We start from the raw sequence: 23,448 nt of genomic DNA, 5'->3' as shown, positions 1-23,448 counted from the left end.
ACCATGCCGCTGGCAGAAATCACCATGATGGAAGGCCGTACCGAAGACCAGAAGCGCGCAGTGATCCAGAAGGTGACCCAGGCGATCGTCGAGGCCGTCGGCGCTCCGATCGAGAGCGTGCGCGTCGTCATCCGCGAGGTGCCCAAGACCAACTGGGGCATCGGCGGGGTGTCGGCGAAGGACCTCGGGCGCTGACGGTCGTGCACCCGCGAGAATGAGATTCACCGAGCGCTCCGCAGAGGGCGCCGGTCCAGGAGCAACACACTCGTCGCAAGACCAATCAAGGAGGAATTCAAGGGATGAACATCAGCAAGATTGCGGCTGCGGTCGCGCTCGGTGCGCTCGCGATCGGCGGCGCCCACGCCAAGGAAGGCGGTGACCAGTATCCGAACGGGGCCGAGACCTGGCTGGCCGGCGCGGTGCCGCCGCCGGGGAACTATTTCATCAACTACTTCGGCTATTACAGCGGGGATCTGGTCGACGGTGGCGGCAACAAGGTCGCGGGCGCCGGCGTCGATGCCTGGTTCAACGCCTTCCGCTTCGTGCACACCAGCGAGTACAAGATCCTGGGTGGCAACTGGGGTTGGCACGTGATCGTGCCGCTGGTGCATCAGGACGTGGCGCTGGGTGCGGGCTCGGAGTCCAAGTTCGGTCTTGGCGACATCACCATCGACCCCTTCATCGTCTCCTGGCATTCCAAGAACTGGCACTGGGCGATCGGGCTCGACATCAATCTGCCGGTGGGAGCCTACAAATCGGGTGAGCCGCGCCAGAGCATCGGCGCCAACTACTGGAGCTTCGAGCCGCTGTTCGCGTTCAGCTACATGGGAGACACCGGCTGGGAGGTGTCGTCCAAGATCATGTACAACATCAAGACGTCGAACAGTGATTTCCGTCCCGCCCTCGGCGCGCCCAAGATGAAGTATGAGTCGGGTGACGAGTTCCACTTCGACTATCTCGTCGGCAAGCGATTCGGGCCGTGGGGCGTGGGGCTGTCCGGTTACTACCTGAAGCAGACGGGCAATGACAAGCTCAATGGACAGACGATCTCGTCCGCGCTTGGACCGTGGTCGGACGGACGCAAGGGTGAGGTCTTCGCCATCGGCCCCACCGTCAGCTACACGACCAAGGGCGGCGTGCATTTCACTGGCCAGTGGAACCGTGAAACGGGCGCGGAGAACCGCTTCGAGGGCGACAAGTTCATCCTCAAGCTGATCATGCCGCTGTAAGAGGCGGCGGGGCCTTTCCCGGAGCTGCGCGCACAACCCCGGCACACCGTCCTGGTGGCCGGGGTTTTTCGTCTGCCGTGTGCGCGGAGCGGCCGATCGTGACCATGCAAAATATTAATCACGATTATTTATAAAAATCTCGAGAATTATGCGTTAGAGTAGAGCTCTACCCGCGGTGATGCGCAATCCGGCTTCACCGCCCCGTCAGAACAGGAGAGTCCTCGATGAATGCACCTGCCGCCGCTCCCGCCCGCATCACCCGCATCGCCCGCCGCCGCGCGCGCCCGGGGCATGAGGCCGAGTACGAAGTGATGCTGCGTGAAATGCTCGCCAAGATGCGCGAGCACAAGGGTTTTCTGGGCGGCGATCTGATTCCGCCCGAGGCGGCGGGCGAGGAGTATCAGCTCGTGATCCGCTTCGCCTCGGAGGCCGAGTTGCAGGCCTGGGACATGAGCGAGGCACGACACGAGCTGCTCGAGCGCATGAAGGCGGTGGCCGAGGGCGAGCCTGAATTCCGCAAGCTGAGCGGGCTCGAAGCCTGGTTCGAGCCCGCGGTGGTGCCCGCGACGATGCATCCGCCGCGCGTGCGCATGGCGGTGGTGACCTGGCTGGGGATCTTCCCCACCGTGTCCTTCTTCCTGTGGTTCGTGCTGCCGTGGATCCAGCCGCTGCCCTTCCTGCCGCGCACCGCGGTGCTCACTGCGCTGATCGTGGTGACGATGACCTGGGTGGTGATGCCGCGCCTCACCCGCCTGATGCGCGGCTTCCTGAATCCGCCGCGCAAGGGCTGATCGCGCGCCGACGGCACGCGCGTGCCCTGCCTGCCCGGCGGCGCCGGAGCGCGGCGCGCCGGGCCTTTGCGTCACTGCGCCGCGATGATGTCGATCTCGACGCGCAGCCCGGGGAAGGCGAGGCGCTCGATGCCGAGCAGGGTGACCGCCGGCGGGCGCTCGGCGTCGAAGTAGGCGGAGCGGATCTCGCGGATGCGCGTGGTGTCCTCGGGGCGCAGCCCGACGACGTAGATCGTCACCTGCACCAGGTCGCGCATGCTCGCGCCTTGCGCGCGCAGTGCGATCTCGAGGTTGTCGAGCGTGCCTTTCAGTTGCGCCTCGAGGTCGTCGGGGTTGCGCACCTTGCCCTCGCGGTCGCAGTCGACCTGGCCGGACACGAAGATCAGCCGTTGCGGCGTGCTGATCGAGAAGGTCTGGCTGAAGGCCTTGCCGCTGAAGAGCTCGGGGGGATTGATCGCGATGCGTTCCATGGCGCATTTCTCCAGGTGGGGTCGTGACCCTGCCCCGCCCGGAGGAGGGCGGGGCAGGGTGGGGTACGGAAGATGCGGCGCCCGGCTGCGGGCGCCGGTCGCTGTTCAGCGCCCGGCCTGGGGCTGGCGGCAGCGGATCGACTGCGAGGGCAGCACGCCGTAGGTGGATTTGTAAAGTTCGGAGAAGCGGCCCAGGTGCGAGAAGCCGTACTCGAGCGCGACCGCGGTGACGTTCGGACAGGCCTGGCCCGGGTCGCTCAGGATCGAATGCACCTTCTCGAGCTTCTTCTGGCGCACGAAGTTCTTCGGCGTCGTCTTCACGTTCTTCTCGAACAGCAGGTAGAGCGAGCGCAGGCTCAGCCCGGCGTAGTGGGCGAGATCCTCGGCGCTGAGATCGAGCTTGATGTTGCGCTCGATGTAGTTCACCAGGCGCTCGAAGCTGGGCGCGTGCCGGGTGGGGGCGACCATGCTGACGTTGTGCTTGAGCATCACCATCAGCTTGGTGGTGACCACGCGACAGTAGTGCTGCAGCATCTGCGGCGTCGCCAGCTCGGATTCGGCCTCCTCGCAGAGCAGGCGCAACAGCAGCAGCAGGCTGTCGATGTCCTCGAAACGCTGCGGCTCGGGGCTGAACTTGATGCGCTCGTTGGGCTTGAACCAGCGGTGCTCGGTGCAGGCGTCGTCGAGCATCGCCGAGGGGATGCGGACGATGAACTTCTCGCAGTTGTCCGAGTAGGTGAGGTCCACCGGCTCGTCCGGGTTGAGCACCAGCACGTGGCCGGCGGGCAGGTCGAGCGTGCGGTTGGCGAGCGTGTAGCTGCAATAGCCTTGCAGGATGAACTGGGCGTGGTAGATGTCGCCGAGGCTCTCGGACAGCACGCGGGCCTGCGCGCCGTAGCTGAGACGGCAAAGATCCAGCGTGCCGGCGCGGCGGTGGCTGAGCGAGGCGCTGGCGTCGCTGGCGCGCGGCAGGCGCAGGCTGTGCGAACCCACGTTGGCGCGCACGTACTCGGAGACCTCGAAGGGGTTGGCGGCGGCGAAGACATTGCTCTGGCCGTTGAGGAAGCGGATGGGCATCACGCGGTCCTCCATTCGGGTTTGCTCACGTGCGTCTGAAACCGGCGTTCCTTGCTCATGCGCTTCTCCTCTCCGCCTGGCGTGCAGGCTGTCTCGCTCTCTGTCGGACGAAGTCGGCTTCTTGATCGGCCATTCTTCGAGAAACTTAAGAATCTCGATTTTATTGGGAAGCAAAAGCGCTGTCTATGGTTCTATGGATAAAGTTTTTTAATTCTGAGGCCGCAAGACAGGGGGACGAAAAAAAGCCGCGCTGCATCGCTGCAGCGCGGCCGAGGCGTCCGAGGGGAGGGAGAGGACGCGGGAAAATCAGCCCAGGTCGCCACCGCCCACCGGCACGATGGTGCCGGTGATGTAGGCGGCGTCGTCGGAGGCGAGGAACAGGATCGGGTCGGCCTGCTCGTCGAGCGTGCCGTAGCGCTTCATCAGGCTGCTGTCGATCGACTGGGTGTAGATCTGCTTGTACCAGAGCTTCTCCTGCTCGCTCTGTTCCTTGGTGTTGCGCGGGATCAGACGCGGCGGGGCCTCGGTGGCGCCGGGCGCGGTGGCATTGACGCGGATGCCGCGCTCGGCGTTCTCGAACGCCAGGCAGGCGGTGAGCGCATTGACGCCGCCCTTGGCCGCGCCGTAGGGCACGCGGTTGACGCCGCGGGTGGCGATCGAGGACACGTTCACGATCGCACCCTTGCCCTGTTCCTGCATGTAGGGCAGGGCGGCGCGGCAGCACCACAGCGTGGGGAAGAGCGAGCGCCGCACCTCGGCCTCGATCTCGTCCTCCTCGTAGTGCTCGAAGGGCTTGGTCCAGATCGTGCCGCCGACGTTGTTGATCAGGATGTCGATGCGGCCGAACTTCTCGACCGCGGCCTCCATGACCCGCTTGCAGTCGGCGAACTTCTCCAGGTCGGCGGTGAGGCTGAGGACGTCGACCTTGCCGGACAGCTCCTTGGCCACCTCATGCACGAGCTCGGAGCGGTCGACCAGCACCAGGGTGCCCTTCTCCTTGGCCATCTTCTCGGCGACGCGCTTGCCGATGCCCTGCGCGGCGCCGGTGATGACGGCCACTTTCTTCTTGAAACGGTTTGCCATTGTCGCTCCTGACGGGATGGGCAGCGCTCAGACGCTGGCGGCGAACTTCTCGTAATGGAAGCTGTTCGGTTCGACCTTGCGCTCGCGCAGGTCGTGGGCGACGGCCTCGACCATGGGCGGGGGGCCGCACAGGTAGATGTCCACGTTGCCTTCGTTGAGGTGGGCGGGCTCGATGTGGGCGGTGACATAGCCCTTCTTCGGCCAGCTGCTGTCGTCGGCCACCACGCAGACGTCGTAGGTGAAGTTGGGCAGTGCGGCCTTGAAGGCGTCCAGGCGCTGGAGCTCGACCACGTCGGCATCGGTGTTCACGCCGTAGATCAGGTGCACCGGGTGCGCGCTTCCACCGGCCGCGACGAGCTTGTCGAGCATGGCGAGGAAGGGCGCGAGACCGGTGCCGCCGGCGAGCATCAGCACCGGGCGGGCGACGTCGCGCAGGTAGAAGCTGCCGATCGGGCCGGCGAGCTTGATGGTGTCGCCGGCCTTGGCTGCGCCGGTGAGGTAGCCGCTCATCAGGCCGTTGGGCACGTTGCGGATGAGGAAGCTCACCTGGCTGTCGGTGGGCATGGAGCTGAACGAGTAGGCGCGCGTCTGCTCGGTGCCGGGCACGGTGAGGTTGGCGTACTGGCCGGGCAGGAAGGCGAGCTTGCCGATGCCTTCGCCCTGCAGCACGAGCGAGAGCGTGCTCGGCGAGAGCTGGCGCACCTCGGCCACGGTGGCGGTGAGGGTGGCGTGCTTGATCTTGCACACCTCGGACGAGGCGGGCACGTTCACGACGCAGTCGCTCTTGGGGTGCATCTGGCAGGTGAGGACGTAGCCGAGCTTGGCCTCTTCCGCGCTCATGGCGTCGTCGATGTAGAAGCCGAGCTCGTACTTGCCCGACTCGGCCTTGCACTTGCAGGCGCCACAGGCACCGTCGCGGCAATCGATGGGCACGTTCACGCCCTGGCGGTAGGCCGCGTCGGCCACGGTCTCGGTGGCGTTGCAGTCGATGAAGCGGGTGACGCCGTCCTCGAAGTTCAGCGCGATCTTGAATGTCATGGTTGTCTCTCCCGGTTGGGGCGGGGTCGCCCGCGCCGTTGCCGGCGCGCGGTGCCCCGCCCTCGTTGTCAGACGTGGTAAACGTCGATGACGTGGCGGATGTAGTCGGTCTTCAGGACGACCTTCTTTTCCTTGATCAGCGGGCTCGCACCGGACACGTCCAGGGTGTAGAAGCTGGTGCCGCAGAAGTGGTCGGTGTGGTTGTAGCGCACGCTCATGGTGTGCCAGTTGAAGCGCAGCTTGACCGTCTTGTCGTTCTGCTCGACCACCTCGACGTTGCTGATGTGGTGGTTCGTGCGGGTGTCGGGGATGGTCGCGCTCGAGCGCTCGGTGCGGATGCGGAACACGCGGTCTTCCAGGCCGGCGCGGCGGCCGTACCAGATCAGCGAGATCTCGGTCTGCGGGTCCTCGGTCAGCTCGCCGTCATCGTCCCAGGCGGGCATCCAGAAGGTGCAGTTCTCGTCGTACATCGCCAGCCACTCGTCCCACTCGCGGTCGTCGAGGTGACGGGCTTCGCGGTACAGGAAGGCGCACAGGTTCTCGTAGGAAAGGCTCATCTCTTGGGTCTCCGGTTATGCGTTCTTGGCCGCGGCAGCCTTGCGAATCTCTTCAAGCCAGTAGGTGTGCTGGGCGACGTAGAGGCCCTCGTCCTCGGTCTTCACGCCCGACAGGATGGGCTTGAGGTCGATCTTGTCCGCTTCTTCGTCCGGGCCTTCGACCCAGTGCGTGGCGCCGCGCGACATGTCGTTCCACTCCAGCGCACGGCCCATGAAGCCTTCCTGGCAGGCGCGGAATTCTTCGAGGTCGTCCGGCGTGGCCATGCCCGAGGCGTTGAAGAAGTCCTCGTACTGGCGGATGCGGCGGGCACGCGCCTCGGCCGACTCGCCCTTGGGCGCGATGCAGTAGATGGTGACTTCGGTGCGGTTGACGTCGAGCGGGCGGAACACGCGGATCTGCGAGCTGAACTGGTCCATCAGGTACACGTTCGGGTACAGGCACAGGTTGCGCGAATTGCCGATCATCCAATCGGCCTTGGCTTCGCCGAATTCCTTGACCAGACGGTCGCGCTGTTCCATCAGCGGACGGTCTTCGGGGTTGTCCCAGCGCGTCCACAGCAGCAGGTGGCCGTTCTCGAACGAGTACGAGCCGCCGCCCTTCTTGGCCCAGCCGCCGGCGCTCATGGCCTTGATGTCGTCGCCGGCGTCGCGGCTCTTGCGCTGCGCCTGGGTGGCGGCGTAGTTCCAGTGCGTGGCGGTGACGTGGTAGCCGTCGGCGCCGTTCTCGGCCTGCAGCTTCCAGTTGCCTTCATAGACGTAGGTCGAGGAGCCGCGCAGCACTTCCAGGCCCTCGGGCGACTGGTCGACGACCATGTCGATGATCTTCTTCGACTCGCCGAGGAAGTCTTCCAGCGGCTGCACGTCGGCCTTCAGGCTGCCGAACAGGAAGCCGCGGTAGGACTCGAAGCGCGCGATCTTCTTGAGATCGTGCGAGCCCTCGCAGTTGAAGCTCTCGGGGTAGCCGGTCTCGGACGGGTCCTTGATCTTCAGCAGCTTGCCCGAGTTGTTGAAGGTCCAGCCGTGGAACGGGCAGGTGTAGGTGGCCTTGTTGCCGTGCTTGAAGCGTGCCAGCGTGGCGCCGCGGTGGGCGCAGGCGTTGATGAAACAGTTGAGCTGGTTGTCCTTGTTGCGGGTGATGAACACTGGCTGACGACCGATCTTGGTCGTGTAGTAGTCGTTGATCTTCGGCAGCTGGCTCTCGTGGGCGAGGTAGATCCAGTTGCCCTCGAAGATGTGTTCCATCTCGAGGTCGAACAGCTCCCTGTTGGTGAACATCTCACGCTTGCAGCGGAAAAGGCCCTTTTCCTTGTCCTTTTCGATGAGTGAGTCCAGATATTCCGTGGTGATCATCGCCAGAGTCTCCTGTGTTGTCTGATGCGCGGAGTTCGCATCGTAGGGAGGTCAAAAGGCGCGAAATATCCAGTTCTTGCAACATCAGTATCCACTCTCTGCAGGGTGGTCCCGGCTGCACAAAGCGGATAGCGGTTGTGCACGAAGTGGATATTGCCGTATGGCCGCTCCCCCTAATCTGCGCCCCAGATCGTTCCGCCATGCCGCCCGGCGCGTGGGGGACGAGACGGACAAAACGCCCGGAGACGGGCTGATAAAAGGGGAAGGACACTCATGTCATCCGGCAAGCAAATCTCCAACACGTTCACCCAGGAAGAAGGAGACATCCACCTCGGCGGCATCGACGCGATCGTCCGTCTGACCCTCGATCAGGTGCGCACCGACGCCCGTCGCGGGCTCAAGACGGGCATGTTCGTCTCCGGCTACCGCGGCTCTCCCGTCGGCATGCTCGACGCCGCGCTGATCAAGCAGCAGAAGCTGCTGGTGCAGAACCACATCCACTTCGTGGACGGCATCAACGAGGATCTCGCCGCCACCGCGGTGTGGGGCACGCAGATGCTGCACACCGTCGGCAAGCAGAAGTTCGACGGCGTCACCGGCATGTGGTACGGCAAGGCGCCGGGCGTGGACCGCTCCGGTGACGCGCTCAAGCACGCCAACTACACCGGCATCGCCAAGAACGGCGGCGTGCTCGCGATCGCGGGCGACGACCCGAGCTGCAAGAGCTCCTCGCTGTGCTCGCAGTCCGAGCCCATGCTGTTCCACGTCGGCATCCCCTCGCTGTACCCGGGCAACGTGCAGGAGATCCTCGACTACGGCCTGCACGGCTACCAGATGTCGCGTCTGGCGGGCGTGTGGATGGGCATGAAGATCGTCACCAACGTCGCCGACGGCACCGGCACCGCCAGCGTGTCGCCCGAGCGCCTGAACTTCGTCACCCCCGACCTCGAGTTCGATGGCAAGCTGTTCACGCCCAACATGAACCTGGGCATGAACGTGCGCGTCGAGGCGCTGGAGATGGAGCAGTCGCTGTACACCCGCCGCCTCGAGGTGGTGAAGCGCTACGCCCGCGCCAACAACCTCAACAACGTCGTCTTCCCCAACCCCGACGCCTGGATCGGCATCCTCACCGCGGGCAAGACCTACAACGACCTCAACCAGGCCTTCCTCGAGATGGGCCTGGACGATGCCGCGCTGCGCCGCTACGGCATCCGCATCCTCAAGATGGGCATGCTGTTCCCGATGGAGCCGAGCATCGTGCGCGAGTTCGCGCAGGGACTGGAAGAGATCTTCGTCATCGAGGAAAAGCGTCCCTTCCTGGAGATGTTCGCCAAGCAGGTGCTCTACGGCATGGCCAACGCGCCGCGCATCGTCGGCAAGTTCGACGAGGAAGAGAAGGAGCTGCTGCCGCACTACGGCGAGTTCGAGTCCGACGTCATCGTGCGCGCGCTGCTGAAGCGCCTGTCGCGCAAGACCCGCATCGAGTCGGCCGAGAACTGGCTCAAGCGCCTGGACGAGATCCACTCGCGCAACAAGCTGCCGACCGCGGTGCGCACCGCCTGGTTCTGCTCGGGCTGTCCGCACAACTCCTCGACCCAGGCCCCCGACGGCAGCATCGTGTCGGCCGGCATCGGCTGCCACACCATGGCGATGTGGATGGGCCGCAACGTGGTCATGGGCACCCACATGGGCGCCGAGGGCACGCAGTGGATCGGCATGGCGCCCTTCACCGAGGCGCAGCACATCTTCCAGAACATGGGCGACGGCACCTACGCGCACTCGGGCAGCCTGGCGATCCGCTATGCGGCTTCGACCGGGGTGAACATCACCTTCAAGCTGCTGCGCAACGCGCACACCTCGATGACCGGCGGCCAGGCCATCCAGGGCGAGGTCCCGGTGACCAACATGGTCTCCGACCTCCTCGCCAACGGCGTCAAGAAGATCATCGTCACCACCGACGACCCCTCGCGCTTCAACGGCGTGCAGCTGCCCGGTGGCACCGAGGTCTGGCACCGCGACCGCATCGAGGAGGCGCAGCGCGAGCTTGCCGCCACCCCGGGCTGCACCGTGCTGCTGCACGACCAGGAGTGTGCCGCCGAGCTGCGCCGTGCGCGCAGCCGCGGCAAGGCCGACGAGCCGGTCGAGGTCACCGTCATCAACGAGCGCGTCTGCGAAGGCTGCGGCGACTGCGGCGAGAAGTCGAACTGCATGTCGGTCGAGCCGGTGCAGACCGAGTTCGGTCGCAAGACCCGCATCCACCAGTCCTCGTGCAACAAGGACTTCAGCTGCGTGAAGGGCTTCTGCCCGTCCTTCCTGACCATCACCCCGCATCCGGCCCCGGCCGCCGATGGCGCGCCCAAGAAGAAAAAGGGTCGCATCCCGGCGCTCGAGCGCGAGCTGCCGCCGCCGGTCAAGAAGGTCGATGACAGCCTGGGCTTCGGCATCCACGTCATGGGCATCGGCGGCACCGGCTCGGTGACCGTCGTGGCGACGCTGGCGCGTGCCGCCCGCCTCGAAGGCAAGCACGTGATCGGCCTCGACCAGACCGGTCTGGCGCAGAAGGGCGGCGCGGTGATCTCCGACATCAAGATCACCCACGCCCCGTTCAAGGGTTCGAACAAGATCTCCGACGGCCGTGCCGACCTGTATCTGGGCTTCGACATCCTCAACGCCACCGACCCGAAGAACCTCGACAAGTGCAATCCGGAGCGCACCATCGCGATCGTGTCCACCACCCAGACCCCGACCGGTCAGATGGTGACCAACCGCAAGGCGCTGTTCCCGGCCACCAGCGGCCTCACCGGCGGCATCGACCGCGTCACCCGCAAGGAGCACAACGTGTTCCTCGACGGTGAGGCGCTGGCGGCGGGCCTGTTCGGCGATGCGATGGCGACCAACAACTTCATGGTCGGCGTGGCCTTCCAGGCCGGCACGATCCCGCTCCGGGCCGAGTCGATCGAGGACGCCATCCGCCAGTCCGGCGTCGCGGTGGACATGAGTCTGGCCGCCTTCCGCTGGGGCCGCATGGCGGTGGTCGATCGCGCCTTCGTCGAGGCCGAGGTCGCGCGCCAGAAGACCGGTGGCCAGGTGGTCGTGCTGAACAAGGCGCCGCAGCTGTCGCCGGCTGCGCGTGCGATCGTCGATTCGATCGGCGCCAGCGGCGAGGTCAAGCGCCTGGTCGAGATCCGCGTGCCCGAGCTCATCGCCTTCCAGGACGAGGCCTACGCCAGGCGCTACGCCGAGGTGATCAAGCGCGTGGTTGCGGGCGAGCAGAAGGCGGTTTCCTCCTCCGCGCTCGCCGAGGCGGCCGCCCGCTACCTGTACAAGCTGATGGCCTACAAGGACGAGTTCGAGGTCGCCCGCCTGCACACCGACCCGGCCTTCCTCGCCGAGCTCGATGCGCAGTTCCCGCATGGCTACTCGGTGAAGTACAACCTTGCGCCTCCGCTGCTCTCCAAGACCGATCCGGTCACCGGCCACCCGCAGAAGAAGCAGTACGGCGAGTGGATGTTCAAGGCCTTCAAGCGCTTGTCCGGCCTGAAGCGCTTCCGTGGCAGCGCGCTCGATGTCTTCGGCAAGACCGAAGAGCGCCAGACCGAGCGCAAGCTGATCGAGGAGTACATCCAGCTGCTCGACCAGATCCTCGCCAGGCTCAACCCGGTGAATCACGCTGCGGCGGTGGCGCTGGCGAGCGTGCCCGACGAGATCCGCGGTTTCGGCCACGTCAAGGAGAAGAACCTCGCCGCGGCCCGCGAACTGCAGGCTGCGCGCCTGAAGGCCTTCAACGAGGCGCAGCAGGAACGGCAGGTGGCCTGACATGAACGCCCCCGCGCCGAAGGTCTTCCACCAGGTGACCATCGTCGAGACCGGCGAGGTTTACCGCTGCCGTGAGGACGAGACCCTGCTCGCGGGCATGGAGCGGCTTGGCAAGCGCGGCATCCCGGTGGGCTGTCGCGGCGGCGGTTGCGGCGTGTGCAAGGTGCAGGTCGAGGCCGGCGAGTACAGCAAGCGCGTGATGAGCCGGGCCTACGTCAGTGCCGAGGAGGAGGCCGCCGGCATCGTCCTCGCCTGCCGCGTGAAGCCGCTGTCGGACCTCCGCCTGGCGGTGCTCGGCAAGATGAAGAAGAACGTGTGCGCGACGCCGTCAGCGGCGGCCGCGGACGCAAGGCAGTCGTAGAAACAGGCGGGCGCGACCCGCCGCATGAGAACCCGGGGAGCGCGGGTCGCACGAGGCGCCCGCAACCCCGTCCGTGACCCCTGAGAGGAGATGCAAGATGGCAACTACCGGAGTGATGCGTCCTGGCCACATCCAGCTGCGCGTGCTGGATCTGGATGAAAGCGTGGCCTTTTACAAGGACGTGCTCGGGCTCGTCGAGACCGGCCGCGATGCAGCCGGCCGTGTGTATTTCAAGGCCTGGGACGAGCGCGACCACAATAGCGTGATCCTGCGCCAGGCCGACCGTGCCGGCGTGGACCTGATCGGCTTCAAGGTCAAGGACAAGGCGACGCTCGAGCAACTCGACAAGGACCTGCAGGCCTACGGCGTCGCCACCGAGCGCATCCCGGCCGGCGAACTGCTCGAGACCGGCGAGCGCGTGCGCTTCACCATCCCGACCGGCCACGTCATGGAGCTGTATGCCGAAAAGACCGACGTCGGCAACGGCCAGCCCTACACCAACCCGGATCCGTGGATCGCCGCCTCCGAGCACGGCATCGCTCCGCACCGCTTCGACCATTGCCTGCTCTACGGCCCGAACCTCGAGGAGAACCTCAAGCTGTTCACCGAGGTGCTCGGCTTCCACCTCGTCGAGCGCGTGCTGCTCGAAGACGGCAAGTCCCTGCTCGCCACCTTCATTTCCTGCTCGCACAAGGCGCACGACCTGGCCTTCGTCGCCCACCCCGAGCCGGGCAAGCTGCACCACCTGTCCTTCCTGCTCGACAGCTGGGAGAAGGTGCTGCGCGCGGCCGACATCATGTCGATGAACCGGGTGTCGATCGACATCGGCCCGACCCGCCACGGCATCACCCGCGGCTCGACGATCTACGCCTTCGACCCCTCGGGCAACCGCTTCGAGACCTTCTGCGGCGGCTACGAGACCTATCCCGACCACGCGCCGATCACCTGGACCTTCGACGAGGTCGGCGCCGGCATCTTCTACCACGACCGCAAGCTCAACGAGCGCTTCCTGACCGTCGTGACCTGACCTGGTCCGCATGCCCGGCGCATCGCGCCGGGCATGCGCCAGGACGCACCCCCCGACCCCATCCCCGACGCCGCCCGCCCGACGAGGCCACGACGAAAAGCGGCAACACAATCCAGCAACGTTCGAAAACGTAACGGGAGAAATCATGATCGCTGACAAGATCCTCAACTTCATCGACGGCGAATACGTCGCCACCGACAAGTGGTACGAGAACCGCAACCCGATCAACAACAAGGTGATCGGCATGGTCGCCGAAGCCGGCGAGAAGGAAGTCGACGCCGCCGTCAAGGCCGCCAAGGCCGCGCTGAAGGGCCCCTGGGGTTCGATGTCGCTGCAGAAGCGCATCGAGTTGCTCGAGGCCCTGGTGGTCGAGATCAACAACCGCTTCGACGACTTCCTCGAGGCCGAGTGCGCCGACACCGGCAAGCCCAAGAGCATGGCCTCGCATGTGGACATCCCGCGCGGTGCGGCCAACTTCAAGGTCTTCGCGGACATGGTCAAGAACGTTCCGACCGAGTTCTTCGAGATGACGACGCCCGACGGCGGCAAGGCGATCAACTACGGCTATCGCCGTCCGGTCGGCGTGGTCGGCGTGATCTGCCCGTGGAACCTGCCGCTGCTGCTGATGACCTGGAAGGTCGGCCCGGCGCTGGCCTGCGGCAACACCGTGGTCGTCAAGCCCTCGGAAGACACCCCGCGCACCGCCGCGCTGCTCGGCGAGGTGATGAACAAGGTCGGCATCCCCAAGGGGGTCTACAACGTGGTCAACGGCTTCGGCGCCAACTCCGCCGGCGCCTTCCTGACCGCCCACCCGGACGTCGACGCGCTCACCTTCACCGGCGAGACCCGCACCGGCGAGGTCATCATGAAGGCGGCGGCCAACGGCTCGCGCCCGGTGTCGCTGGAAATGGGCGGCAAGAACGCCGCGATCGTGTTCGCCGACTGCGACTTCGACAAGGCCATCGAAGGCACCCTGCGCTCCGTCTTCCTGAACTGCGGCCAGGTCTGCCTGGGCACCGAGCGCGTCTATGTCGAGCGCCCGATCTTCGACAAGTTCGTCGCCGCCCTGAAGGCCGGCGCCGAAGGCATGAAGATCGGCGTGCCGGACGATCCGGCCGCCAACTTCGGCCCGCTGGTCAGCAAGAAGCATCAGGAGAAGGTGCTGTCCTACTACAAGGTCGCCGTGGAAGAAGGTGCGACCGTGGTGACCGGTGGCGGCGTGCCCCAGATGCCGGGCGAACTCGCCGATGGCTGCTGGGTGCAGCCGACCATCTGGACCGGCCTGCCGGAAACCGCCCGCGTGATCAAGGAAGAGATCTTCGGGCCGTGCTGCCACATCGCCCCCTTCGATACCGAGGAGGAAGTGCTGGAGAAGGCCAACGACAACAAGTACGGCCTGGCCTGCGCGATCTGGACGCAGGACGTCTCGCGCGCCCACCGCGTCGCGCAGAAGATGGAAGTGGGCATCTCGTGGGTGAACAGCTGGTTCCTGCGCGACCTGCGCACCCCCTTCGGTGGCTCCAAGCAGTCGGGCATCGGCCGTGAAGGCGGCGTGCACTCGCTCGAGTTCTACACCGACCTCAAGAACGTCTGCATCAAGCTGTAATAGGAAGATCGTACATGGACCAGAAAACCATCGAAGCCCTGGGCGATTCGCTCTACGACGCGCTCGTCGCGCGCACGCCGATCGCGCCGCTGAGCGCCGCGCATCCCGACATGACGATCGAGGACGCCTACCACGTGCAGCAGCGCATGATCGCGCGCCGCCTCGAGAAGGGCGACCGCGTCATCGGCAAGAAGATCGGCGTCACCAGCAAGGCGGTGATGAACATGCTGGGCGTGCATCAGCCCGACTTCGGCTACCTGCTCGACAGCATGGTCTTCAACGAGGGCGAGTCGGTCGACATGGACACGCTCATCCAGCCCAAGGCCGAGGGCGAGATCGCCTTCCTGCTCAAGAAGGACCTGCAGGGCCCGGGCGTCACCGCGGCCGACGTGCTCGCTGCCACCGAAGGCGTGATGGCCTGCTTCGAGATCGTCGATTCGCGCATCCAGGACTGGAAGATCAAGATCCAGGACACCGTGGCCGACAACGCCTCGTGCGGCGTGTTCGTGCTCGGCGACCAGCTGGTCGACATCGCCGACCTCGACCTCGCGCTCGCCGGCATGGTGCTGGAGAAGAACGGCGAGATCGTCGTCACCGGCGCCGGCGCGGCCACCATGGCCCATCCGGTCAACGCCATGGTGTGGCTGGCCAACATGCTCGGCTCGCTCGGCATCGCGCTCAAGGCCGGCGACATCGTGCTCTCGGGTGCCATGGGCGCCATGGTCCCGGTGGCGCGCGGCGACAACCTGCGCATGACGATCGGCGGCATCGGCGGCTGCTCGGTGCGCTTCGTCTGACCCGCCCCCAATCCAACAGGAAACTTCCAATGAAACTGAATCAGCAAACCATCGAACAACTGGCCGAACACCTCGAGAACGCCGAACTGCAGGCCTTCGAAGTGGTGAAGATCACCGAGGCCCATCCCGACATGGACTGGGACGACGCCTACGCGATCCAGGCCGAGATCCTGCGCCGCAAGCTGGCGCGCGGCAACCGCGTGGTCGGCCTCAAGGCCGGCCTGACCTCGCGCGGCAAGATGAAGCAGATGGGCGTCGACACCCCGGTGTTCGGCTGGCTCGTCGACTACTTCAGCGTGCCGGACGGTGGCGAGATCAAGACCAGCGAGCTGATCCACCCGAAGGTCGAGCCCGAGATCGTGTTCGTCACCAAGCGCGCGCTCAAGGGCCCCGGCTGCCACATCGGCGCGGTGCTCGCGGCGACCGACTTCGTCATGCCCGGCATCGAGATCATCGATTCGCGCTACAAGGACTTCAAGTTCGACCTCAAGAGCGTGATTGCCGACAACTGCTCGTCGACCCGCTTCGTGCTCGGCGGCCAGGCGGCGCCGGTCGCCGGCCTGGATCTGCGCACCCTGGGTGTGGTCCTCGAGAAGAACGGCGAGCCGGTGGCGGTCGGTGCCGGCGCCGCGGTGCTCGGTCACCCGGCGGCGGCGATCGCGGCCCTGGCCAACCACCTCGGCGCGCGCGGCGAGGAGATCCCCGCGGGCACCATGATCCTGTCGGGCGGCGTCACCGAGGCGGTCTCGGTGCAGGCCGGCGACAGCGTCAACCTGCGCATCCAGTCGCTCGGCAGCGTCAGCACCCGTTTCATCTGAGGCCTCCGCCCTCGTCGGCGCGCGGCCGCCTCGGCGGCCGCGTTTCCAGCCCCGTCGCGGCACAGCCCGTGCCGCGACGGGGCCGACCGAATCCGCAAGACGATGCGTCGTCCAGAAGACGCACGAATCCAACCCACCTGCAAGGAAGAGACATCATGAAGAGCACGTTCAAACTCGCCGGCAACCTCGCCCTGACCCTCGCGCTGGCCGCTGCCGGCATCGGCGCCGCGAACGCGGCCGACAAGGTCAAGGTCGGCCTGATGCTGCCCTACACCGGCACCTACGCCGCGCTCGGCACCGCGATCACCAACGGCTTCAAGCAGTTCGTCGACGAGAACGGCGGCAAGCTCGGCGGCCGCGAGGTCGAATACTTCACCGTCGACGACGAGTCCAACCCGGCCAAGGCGACCGAGAACGCCAAGAAGCTGGTCTCGCGCGACAAGGTCGACGTGCTGGTCGGTACCGTCCACTCCGGGGTCGCGCTCGCCATGGCCAAGGTGGCCCGCGACACCAAGACCCTGATGATCGTCCCCAACGCCGGCGCCAACGAGCTGACCGGCCCGCTGTGCTCGCCCTACATCTTCCGCTCGTCCTTCTCGGCCTGGCAGCCGTCCTACGCGATGGGCGAGGCGCTTGCGAAGAAGGGCATCAAGAACGTCGCCACGGTGACCTGGAAGTACTCCTTCGGCGAGGAGTCGGTCGCCGGCTTCAAGGAAGCCTTCGAGAAGGGGGGCGGCAAGCTCGTCAAGGAAATGACCTTGCCGTTCCCCAACGTCGAGTTCCAGCCCTTCCTGACCGAGATCGCCGCGGCCAAGCCCGATGCGGTGTTCGTCTTCTTCGCCGGCGCCGGCGCCGCCAAGTTCGTCGCCGACTATGCCGCGGCCGGTCTCAAGAACAGCATCCCGCTGTACGGCCCGGGCTTCCTCACCGACGGCAACCTCGGTGCGATGGGCGGAGCGGGCGAGGGCCTGCTCACCACACTGCACTACGCCGACGGCCTGACCCACGCCAAGGATGCGGCCTTCCGCACCAAGTACGCCACGACCTACAAGCTCCAGCCCGACGTCTATGCGGTGCAGGGCTACGACGCCGCGCAGATGTACGAGGCCGGCCTGAAGGCCGCCGGCGGCGATCCGGAGAAGCAGGAAGAGATCATCAAGGGCATGGAGTCCGCCAAGATCGACAGCCCGCGCGGCGCCTTCACGCTGTCCAAGGCGCACAACCCGGTGCAGGACATCTACATGCGCCAGGTCAAGGGTGATCAGAACGTGATGCTCGAGGTCGTCTCCAAGGGCCTCGAGGATCCCGCCCGCGGCTGCAAGATGTAAGCCTTCAGCCTCGCAGGGGCGGCCGCTCGGGCCGCCCCCCAATCCCGTTCCTTCTTGAACCCTGATCGATCCTGACAGGCGCATGCCTGCCGGGAGGGGGAGTGTCATGGATTTCGCAAGCTTCCTGATCCAGACGCTGAACTCGCTGCAGTACGGATTGCTGCTTTTTCTGGTGGCAAGCGGACTGACGCTGGTGTTCGGCATCATGGGCATCATCAATCTGGCGCACGGCAGTTTCTACATGATCGGCGCCTACCTGGCCTTCGTGCTCACCAGCGCGACCGGCAGCCTGGTGCTGGCGGTGGTGCTCGGCATCCCGCTGGCGCTGGCCTTCGGCGCCTTCCTGGAGTGGGCGCTGTTTTCCCACCTGTACAAGCGCGACCACCTCGAGCAGGTGCTGCTCACCTACGGCCTCATTCTCATCTTCGAGCAGCTGCGCAGCCTGCTCGTGGGCGACGATGTGCACGGGGTGGCGATTCCCGCCTTCCTCGACGCCTCGATCCAGCTCACCGAGGTCATGAGCTATCCGGTATACCGGCTGGCCATCTCGGCGATCTGCATCGTGCTCGCGGTCGCGCTCTACTACCTGATCCAGCGCACCCGCCTGGGCATGATGATCCGCGCCGGCAACGACGACCGCGGCATGGTCGAGGCGCTCGGCATCAACATCAACATGATCTACCGGGTCGTGTTCGCGCTCGGCGTCGCGCTCGCCGCGCTCGCCGGCATGCTGGCCGCGCCGATCTCGTCGGTGTTCCCGAACATGGGCAGCCACGTGCTCATCATCTCCTTCGTGATCGTGGTCATCGGCGGCATCGGCTCGGTGTGGGGCGCGCTCGTCGCCGCGCTGATCGTGGGCTTCGCCGACACCTTCGGCAAGGTCCTGGTCCCCGAGCTCTCCGGCATCGTGGTGTATGTGGTCATGGCGGTGGTCCTGCTGTGGCGCCCCGAAGGCATCCTGAAGAAGGGCTGAGACCATGAACGCAAATGCTTCCCTGATTCCCAAGCTGGTCGCGCTCGCGATCGTGGCCTGCGTGCCGCTGTCGGGCGAGTCCTTCTACATCGAGATGGTCGGCAAGGTGCTGGTGATGGCGATCTTCGCCATGAGCCTGGACCTGCTGGTGGGCTTCACCGGCCTGGTCAGCTTCGGCCATGCGGCCTACTTCGGCATCGCCGCCTACGCGGTGGCGATCCTGAGCCCCGAGTACGAGGCGGCCAGCCTGTGGTACGTGCTGCCCGCCTCGGTCGGCCTGTCCGCGCTCGCCGCCTTCGTGATCGGGCTCTTCGTGCTGCGCACCAAGGGCATCTATTTCATCATGGTGACGCTGGCCTTCGCGCAGATGGCCTACTTCATCTTCCACGACACCCCGCTCGGCGGCGGTTCGGACGGCAAGTACCTCAACAACAAGCCCTCTGCGTCCATCTTCGGCTGGGAGCCGTTCGACCTCACCAACGAAGTGCACATGTTCTATTTCGTGCTCGCGGTGCTGGTGCTGGTGTATCTGTTCCTGGCGCGCGTGCTGCAGTCGCCCTTCGGCCGCGTGCTGGTGGGCATCAAGAGCAACGAGCACCGCATGCAGTCGCTCGGCTACTACACCTTCCGCTACAAGCTCGGCGCCTTCACGCTGGCCGGCGCGCTCGGCGGGCTGGCGGGCTTTCTGTACGCCGTGCTGTCCGGCTTCGTGACCCCGGAGCTGCTGTCCTGGCACGAGTCGGGCAACGTGCTGCTGATGGTGATCCTGGGCGGCATGGGCAATCTCGCCGGCGCGATCGCGGGGGCCTTCGCCTTCGAGGCGATGCGCGAGATCTTCGCCGACATCACCAAGTACTGGCAGCTGCTGATGGGTGGCGTGATCGTCGCGGTCGTGCTGTTCCTGCCGGGTGGCCTGGCCGGCGTTCCGGGCCGTATCAAGCGCGCCCTGCAGGGAGGAGACGCCAAATGAGCGTGACGACGAAGAACGAAGTCCTGCTGCAGGCGGACAAGCTGACCCGCCGCTTCGGCGGTCTGGTGGCGAACCAGGACATCAGCGTGACGCTCGAGCGGCAGATGATCCATGTGCTGCTCGGCCCCAATGGTGCCGGCAAGTCGACCTGCATCAACATGCTTTCGGGCGACCTGCCGCCGTCCGAGGGGCGCATCCACTACCTCGGCAGGGACATCACGGCGCTTACCGCGGCGCAGCGCTCGCAGGTGGGGATCGGGCGCAGCTACCAGCGCACCAACATCTTCCCGCAGTTCACCGTGCTCGAGAACGTGCGCCTGGCCGCACAGTCGCGCCGCCAGCAACCGTGGCGCCTCTTCAGCAAGGCGATGGAGCAGAAGTGGGCGCTGGAGAAGGCGCGCGCCTGCATCGAGGAGGCCGGCCTGGGCAAGCGCGTCGACTGGGTGTCGGGCGTGCTCAGCCATGGCGAGCAGCGCCAGCTCGAGATCGCCATGGTGCTGGCCACCGACGCGCAGGTGCTGCTGCTCGACGAGCCGCTCGCCGGCATGGGTTCGGAGGAGTCGGCGAGCATGGTCGAGGTGCTCAAGCGCCTGCGCCAGACGCGCGGCATCCTGCTCGTGGAGCACGACATGGATGCGGTGTTCGCGGTCGCCGACATGATCACGGTGATGGTCAACGGGCAGTTGCTGGAGTGCGGGCCGCCCGCGCAGATCAAGGCCAGCGTGGCCGTCCAGCAGGCCTATCTGGGTACGGAGGACAGCTTCCATGTCTAACATGCTGCTCGAAGCCAAGGAGATCCACACCTACTACGGTGCGAGTCACATCCTGCACGGCATCGACTTCAACATCCGCGAAGGCGAGGGCATCGCCCTCATGGGCCGTAACGGCATGGGCAAGTCCACGCTGATCAAGAGCATGCTCGGGATCGTCCGCCCCAGGCACGGTCGGGTGCTCGTGCGCGGCGACGACTACACCAGGGCGCGCACGTTCCAGACCGCGCAGCAGGGCATCGCCTACGTGCCGGAAGGGCGCGGCATCTTCAAGAGCCTGAGCGTGCGCGAGAACCTGCTGATGTCGGCGCGCGCCGGCGTCGATGGTCGCCGCGAGTGGACCTTCGACCGCGTGATGGAGACCTTCCCGCGCCTGGGCGAACGCATCAACAACGGCGGCTGGCAGCTCTCGGGCGGCGAGCAGCAGATGCTCACCATTGGCCGTGCGCTGATGACCAACCCCGATCTGCTGATCCTCGACGAGGCCACCGAGGGCCTCGCGCCGCTGATCGCGATGGAGATCTGGCGCATCGTCAAGGAGATCCGCAAGACCGGCATCGCCACCGTGATCGTGGACAAGAACCACGGCGCGGTCACCAGCATCTGCGACCGCGCGATGATCCTGGTCAAGGGGCAGGTCGTATTCGACGGCACCAGCGACGAGATCCGCGCCCAGCCGGAGCTGATCCAGAAGCATCTCGGCGTCTGAGAGCAAGGAGGAAACCAAGCATGAGCAACAAGTCGCTGGACATCATCCATGACGAGCACCGCGCCCTCGCCGCGATGCTGAGCGGGTTGCGCGGGCTCGTCGCCTCGATCGAGGCGGGGCGGCTGAAGCCCGATTTCGAGCTGATGGCGTCGATGATCGAGTACATCGAGATGGTCCCGGAGAAGGTGCACCACCCCAAGGAGGACAGCTACCTCTTCGCCCGCCTGCGCGAGCGCAGCGCGGAGGCGCTGCCGATCATCGAGCGCCTGGAGGCCGAGCACCGCGAGGGCGATGCGCGCATGGCCACCTTGCGTGCGGCGCTCGAGGCCTACCGGCGCGAAGGCGAATCCGGCCTGGCGGGCTTCCAGGGCGCGCTCAAGACCTACATCGAGCACGAGTGGCAGCACATGAACACCGAGGAGCACCTGATCTTCCCGCTCGCCCGGAAGCACCTGAGCGCGGAGGACTGGGCGCACATCGACGCCGCCTTCCTCGCCAACGACAACCCCTGGCAGGGACCGGCGGGCAAGTACGCGGCGCTGTTCACCCGCATCGTCAACACCGCCCCGGCGCCGGTCGGGCTGGGCGGCGGTTGAGCACACGCTCCGGCGGAGATGGCCGCAGGCTTCGCGCGCCCCGCGGCCCTCTCCATCCCAGGCTCTCCCTCCCCGAAATCGAGCAGTTCGTCGTGGTTGCCTTCTGCGCGCCCGCGCAGAGGTGATTTCGGGTTTGGCCCGCTTCGGCGGGCCATTTTTTTGACTGTTCGCCGCTGTGCGGCGGCAAGCCCGGGTGGCCGGCTCAGTGGCTGGCGGTGGCGGCCTTGTCGAGGCTGACCGACTGCAGCGTCAGGCGGATGTGTTCGCCGAGCAGGCGGGTGGCAGTCTCGGCGTCACGCCCCATCGCGGCCTCGAACAGGGCGGCGTGCTCGTCGTGCAGCCGGCGCGTACCGTCGCTGCGACGCAGCGAGAGGTGGCGGTAGCGCTCGGCCTGGTGATAGAGGATGGACAGGAAGTGCTTGGTCCAGCGCGAGGGGCAGGCGGCGATCAGCACCTCGTGGAAGATGCGGTTGCGCTCTTCCCACTGCTCGCGATTGTTGCCTTCGGCGAGCTTCTCCTCCGCGCGCGTGAGGCGGTGGAAGGCGGCGGTGAGCTCGGCCTCCCAGGCCTCGTCGCCGAGCGTGATCGACTGGCGCAACGCGCTGCACTCGAGCATCACCCGCGTCTCGGTGATATCGGCGAGGTCCTCGAGCGAGACCGGGGCGACGCGGAAGCCGCGCTGGCCCTGCGACACCACGAGCGCATCCGAGGTGAGCAGCGAGAGGGCCTCGCGCAGCGTCGCGCCCCCCACGCCGTAGTCGTTCTTGATGTGCTCGATGCGCAGCTTCTCGCCCGGCGACAGGCGGCCCTCGATGATGTTGCGGCGCAGGCTGCGATAGGCCGCCTCGACCAGCGTCTTCGGTTCGGCGACCTCGGTTTCTTGGCGGACGGCGTAGGGAGGCGAGGTGTGGAGCATGATCTTGGAGAGGAAGGGGGACGGATGGAGGCCTCTCTAATGTAGCCGCTGCCCCGGGGGACTCACAAGAAAAATATCGAGAAATGATCGAAAAGCCGGCTTGCTTGCAGCGCTTCGCCCGAGCTGCCGAGCATCGAGAAACGCTTGGGTGGAGCGCCTTTCGATCCTCCCGCTGTGCGGCCGCGCGACGCTGGCACCCGCCCGCGGAATCCGCTAAAGTCCCCGCGCATACGCAGCGGTATGGAGACCGTCGTCCGGCGGCCGTTGCGTCGACCAAAATCCTGTGCGGAGAACGAAGGCGATGAGTATCGGCAAGATCGGAGTGGTGGGTGCGGGCACGATGGGTAACGGCATCACCCAGGCGTTCGCGGTCGCGGGGCGCAAGGTGGTGATGATGGACGTCGCCGAGGCGCAGGTGCAGCGCGGGCTCGCGACCATCTCGGCCAGCCTCGACCGCCTCATCAAGAAGGACAGGATGAGCGCGCCGCAGAAGGACGCCGCGATGGCCTGCATCACCACCGTGAGCTCGCTCGATGCGCTCGCCGACTGCGACCTAGTGATCGAGGCGGCGACCGAGAATGTCGATCTCAAGCTGCGCATCTTCGCCGACCTCGACCGTATCGTGAAGCCGGAGGCGATTCTCGCCAGCAACACCTCGTCGATCTCCATCACCCGCCTGGCCGCCGGCACCCAGCGTCCCGGCCAGGTGATCGGCATGCACTTCTTCAACCCGGTGCCGGTGATGGCGCTCGTCGAGCTGATCAACGGCCTGCAGACCTCGGCGGCGACCTACTCCGCGGTCGAGGACGTCGCGAAGGCGATCGGCAAGACGCCGATCAAGGTCAAGAACAGTCCGGGCTTCGTGGTCAACCGCATGCTGTGCCCGATGATCAACGAGGCGGTGTTCGCGCTCGGCGAGGGCCTGGCGACCGCAGCCGAGATCGACGAGGCGATGAAGCTCGGCTGCAACCACCCCATCGGCCCGCTCGCGCTGTGCGACCTCATCGGCCTGGACGTCGAGCTCGCGGTCATGCAGGTCCTCTATGAAGGCACCAAGGACCCCAAGTACCGCCCGGCGCCGCTGCTGGTCGAGATGCTCGAGGCGGGCTACCTCGGTCGCAAGAGCGGCAAGGGCTTCTACGACTACAAGTGAGCGTCGGCCGCGC

General features: G+C 66.1%; 23 protein-coding genes. 16 read left to right on the top strand and 7 right to left on the bottom strand.

All coding sequences use genetic code 11. The features are described from left to right. Positions 1–3: 3 nt before the first annotated feature. From thmT to C665_RS01010, 3 genes are all read left to right on the top strand, one after another. A complete protein-coding gene (thmT, locus tag C665_RS01020; RefSeq protein ID WP_004265915.1) occupies positions 4–195 on the top strand; it encodes a 2-hydroxymuconate tautomerase in 192 nt (63 codons plus the stop codon). A gap of 104 nt (positions 196–299) precedes the next feature. After that, positions 300–1,229: a SphA family protein gene (locus tag C665_RS01015; protein ID WP_004265914.1), complete on the top strand. Its 930-nt coding sequence runs from the start codon at positions 300–302 to the stop codon at positions 1,227–1,229. Between the two features lie 224 nt (positions 1,230–1,453). After that, complete coding sequence (locus C665_RS01010) at positions 1,454–2,020, top strand: antibiotic biosynthesis monooxygenase (RefSeq protein ID WP_004265913.1); 567 nt, start codon at positions 1,454–1,456, stop codon at positions 2,018–2,020. A gap of 71 nt (positions 2,021–2,091) precedes the next feature. Here C665_RS01010 and C665_RS01005 read toward each other — a convergent pair whose 3' ends face one another. From C665_RS01005 to benA, 6 genes are all read right to left on the bottom strand, one after another. Next, positions 2,092–2,490: a RidA family protein gene (locus tag C665_RS01005; RefSeq protein ID WP_004265912.1), complete on the bottom strand. Its 399-nt coding sequence runs from the start codon at positions 2,488–2,490 to the stop codon at positions 2,092–2,094. 105 nt (positions 2,491–2,595) lie between these two features. Beyond that, entirely contained in the window at positions 2,596–3,567 is a 972-nt protein-coding gene (locus C665_RS01000; protein ID WP_012585812.1) for an AraC family transcriptional regulator, read from the bottom strand. Positions 3,568–3,873: 306 nt separating this feature from the next. Then, the gene (locus C665_RS00995) at positions 3,874–4,650 is read right to left on the bottom strand and encodes a 1,6-dihydroxycyclohexa-2,4-diene-1-carboxylate dehydrogenase (RefSeq protein ID WP_004265908.1); all 777 of its coding nucleotides are present in this window, start codon (positions 4,648–4,650) and stop codon (positions 3,874–3,876) included. 27 nt (positions 4,651–4,677) lie between these two features. Next, positions 4,678–5,688, bottom strand: a complete 1,011-nt coding sequence (gene benC, locus C665_RS00990) for a benzoate 1,2-dioxygenase electron transfer component BenC (RefSeq protein WP_004265907.1) — start codon at positions 5,686–5,688, stop codon at positions 4,678–4,680. Between the two features lie 68 nt (positions 5,689–5,756). Further along, the gene (benB, locus tag C665_RS00985; protein ID WP_004265897.1) at positions 5,757–6,245 is read right to left on the bottom strand and encodes a benzoate 1,2-dioxygenase small subunit; all 489 of its coding nucleotides are present in this window, start codon (positions 6,243–6,245) and stop codon (positions 5,757–5,759) included. Positions 6,246–6,260: 15 nt separating this feature from the next. Continuing rightward, a complete protein-coding gene (gene benA / locus C665_RS00980) occupies positions 6,261–7,595 on the bottom strand; it encodes a benzoate 1,2-dioxygenase large subunit (RefSeq protein WP_004265895.1) in 1,335 nt (444 codons plus the stop codon). Between the two features lie 273 nt (positions 7,596–7,868). Between benA and C665_RS00975 the strand changes: the two genes are divergently transcribed. The 12 genes from C665_RS00975 (at position 7,869) to C665_RS00920 (ending at position 21,366) form a co-directional block, all read left to right on the top strand. Next, a complete protein-coding gene (locus tag C665_RS00975; protein ID WP_004265893.1) occupies positions 7,869–11,411 on the top strand; it encodes an indolepyruvate ferredoxin oxidoreductase family protein in 3,543 nt (1,180 codons plus the stop codon). A 1-nt stretch (position 11,412) separates the two neighbouring features. Beyond that, positions 11,413–11,772 (top strand): 2Fe-2S iron-sulfur cluster-binding protein, encoded by a 360-nt coding sequence (locus C665_RS00970; RefSeq protein WP_004265891.1) that lies wholly within the window; start codon positions 11,413–11,415, stop codon positions 11,770–11,772. Positions 11,773–11,869: 97 nt separating this feature from the next. Beyond that, positions 11,870–12,799, top strand: coding sequence for a catechol 2,3-dioxygenase (locus tag C665_RS00965; RefSeq protein ID WP_004265889.1), 930 nt, complete (start codon positions 11,870–11,872; stop codon positions 12,797–12,799). Between the two features lie 145 nt (positions 12,800–12,944). Then, on the top strand, positions 12,945–14,405 hold the full coding sequence (locus C665_RS00960; protein ID WP_004265886.1) for a 2-hydroxymuconic semialdehyde dehydrogenase: 1,461 nt from the start codon (positions 12,945–12,947) through the stop codon (positions 14,403–14,405). A 14-nt stretch (positions 14,406–14,419) separates the two neighbouring features. Further along, the gene (gene dmpE / locus C665_RS00955; RefSeq protein WP_004265883.1) at positions 14,420–15,202 is read left to right on the top strand and encodes a 2-oxopent-4-enoate hydratase; all 783 of its coding nucleotides are present in this window, start codon (positions 14,420–14,422) and stop codon (positions 15,200–15,202) included. 29 nt (positions 15,203–15,231) lie between these two features. Further along, positions 15,232–16,020, top strand: coding sequence for a 2-oxo-3-hexenedioate decarboxylase (dmpH, locus tag C665_RS00950; RefSeq protein ID WP_004265878.1), 789 nt, complete (start codon positions 15,232–15,234; stop codon positions 16,018–16,020). Between the two features lie 155 nt (positions 16,021–16,175). Further along, positions 16,176–17,348: an ABC transporter substrate-binding protein gene (locus C665_RS00945; RefSeq protein WP_004265875.1), complete on the top strand. Its 1,173-nt coding sequence runs from the start codon at positions 16,176–16,178 to the stop codon at positions 17,346–17,348. 106 nt (positions 17,349–17,454) lie between these two features. After that, positions 17,455–18,321 carry a branched-chain amino acid ABC transporter permease gene (locus C665_RS00940; RefSeq protein ID WP_004265873.1) on the top strand — a complete coding sequence of 289 codons (867 nt, stop codon included), beginning with the start codon at positions 17,455–17,457 and terminating at the stop codon, positions 18,319–18,321. Between the two features lie 4 nt (positions 18,322–18,325). Beyond that, on the top strand, positions 18,326–19,291 hold the full coding sequence (locus C665_RS00935; RefSeq protein WP_004265870.1) for a branched-chain amino acid ABC transporter permease: 966 nt from the start codon (positions 18,326–18,328) through the stop codon (positions 19,289–19,291). After that, complete coding sequence (locus tag C665_RS00930; RefSeq protein ID WP_004265868.1) at positions 19,288–20,064, top strand: ABC transporter ATP-binding protein; 777 nt, start codon at positions 19,288–19,290, stop codon at positions 20,062–20,064. The genes C665_RS00935 and C665_RS00930 overlap by 4 nt, the downstream gene beginning before the upstream one ends. After that, complete coding sequence (locus tag C665_RS00925) at positions 20,057–20,770, top strand: ABC transporter ATP-binding protein (protein ID WP_004265867.1); 714 nt, start codon at positions 20,057–20,059, stop codon at positions 20,768–20,770. Before C665_RS00930 ends, C665_RS00925 begins: the two co-directional genes overlap by 8 nt. Before the next feature lie 20 nt (positions 20,771–20,790). Next, on the top strand, positions 20,791–21,366 hold the full coding sequence (locus tag C665_RS00920; protein ID WP_004265854.1) for a hemerythrin domain-containing protein: 576 nt from the start codon (positions 20,791–20,793) through the stop codon (positions 21,364–21,366). A 202-nt stretch (positions 21,367–21,568) separates the two neighbouring features. On the opposite strand, the gene C665_RS00915 is transcribed toward C665_RS00920, so the two are convergent. Then, positions 21,569–22,282, bottom strand: a complete 714-nt coding sequence (locus C665_RS00915; RefSeq protein ID WP_004265851.1) for a GntR family transcriptional regulator — start codon at positions 22,280–22,282, stop codon at positions 21,569–21,571. A 301-nt stretch (positions 22,283–22,583) separates the two neighbouring features. Here C665_RS00915 and C665_RS00910 point away from each other — a divergent pair, with 301 nt between their 5' ends. After that, complete coding sequence (locus C665_RS00910; RefSeq protein ID WP_004265849.1) at positions 22,584–23,435, top strand: 3-hydroxybutyryl-CoA dehydrogenase; 852 nt, start codon at positions 22,584–22,586, stop codon at positions 23,433–23,435. Positions 23,436–23,448: the final 13 nt, after the last annotated feature.

The sequence above is a fragment of the Thauera aminoaromatica S2 genome, from assembly GCF_000310185.1.
GTDB lineage: Bacteria > Pseudomonadota > Gammaproteobacteria > Burkholderiales > Rhodocyclaceae > Thauera > Thauera aminoaromatica.
This window is presented reverse-complemented; position numbering and strand designations above follow the sequence as displayed.